Source organism: Streptococcus sp. GMD6S, from assembly GCF_000297015.1.
This window is the reverse complement of the sequence record NZ_AJRH01000159.1, coordinates 1-1,129: the sequence shown is the minus strand read 5'-3', so window position 1 is coordinate 1,129 and position 1,129 is coordinate 1. Positions and strand designations below refer to the sequence as shown.

The 1,129-nt window shown below is 42.2% G+C and carries 1 pseudogene; it reads left to right on the top strand.

What is annotated here, in order from left to right:
• Positions 1-629 precede the first annotated feature (629 nt).
• Positions 630-1,129, top strand: a pseudogene (dnaI, locus tag GMD6S_RS09345) (primosomal protein DnaI); the annotation flags it as partial.

Below are 1,129 nucleotides of genomic sequence, written 5' to 3'. Positions count from 1 at the left end.
TGGTTTCTAAAGAACTGAAATTGCGATTGAACAATTCGCCCCCAGTGTTTGACGGCTCTTGACTTCGGTCAGGAGCTTTTTGATGCTTTTAAAGTTGATTCCCTCAGTAAGTTATAGTAAAGTATAAATATCGAGAGGATAACATAGGGCGACTGGTGACAGAGCGTTCAAAGGTACCAACTTCTGGTACGGGTGTGGGACTGCCCTCAGCTTTGAGCTGTAAAGACCCCTGACTACCATTGGTCCTCTCTTTTTGCTTACTCTTAAATTAAGTGCTTGTCTTTACCTTTTAGTAAGCGCTCCACTCCATGCTATTTCTACATCGTTATACTTATAGATTGACTTCTTAGCCTCATAGATGATAGAATTAAGTAAAAGCTGAGATCGAGTTTGATTTGGTGACAAGTCATTCAAAGGTTGCGATGCATTCGCTTCAGGTAGAGGTGCTGCCATCTGGACTGCTCCAGGAAAATCCCCGAGTTTTGTCTCAGCCTTTTTGGTTGCTCTCGAGATTTCTCAAGAGCTTTTTCTTTTTTCAAAGATATCATTCTGTCCCAACCATCCACTCCAACGATTAATGAAACTAGAACTATATTCTTCCTTAAATCTACTATCTCTTTAGATTCCCCATCGCGGCTGAAAAAGAGGCGGCAATCAAGAATCGTCTCAAGTTGATCAATCTACCAGCAAGTCTCAAGAAAGCGAAATTGGCTCAGATTGACCTAGATGACTTAGGACGTTTGCCTATTTTTGAGAGACTCTATGCCTTTGTTGACCTTTACCCAAGTATCCGAAAAGGCCTCTATCTTTACGGAGACTTTGGTGTCGGAAAGAGCTTCATGATGGCAGCCCTGGCTCACGACTTATCTGAAAAACGTGGTGCTTCAACAACCATTCTCCACTATCCAAGTTTTGTCATTGATGTGAAAAATGCCATCGGTGAAGGATCTGTGAAGACCCTGGTGGATGACATCAAGTTAGCAGAAGTCTTGATCTTGGATGATATTGGTGCAGAGCAATCTACCCCTTGGGTGCGTGATGAGATTCTCCAAGTTATTCTCCAGTATCGCATGCAGGAAGATTTGCCAACCTTCTTTACTTCCAACTTTAATTTCCAAGATTTGGAAAA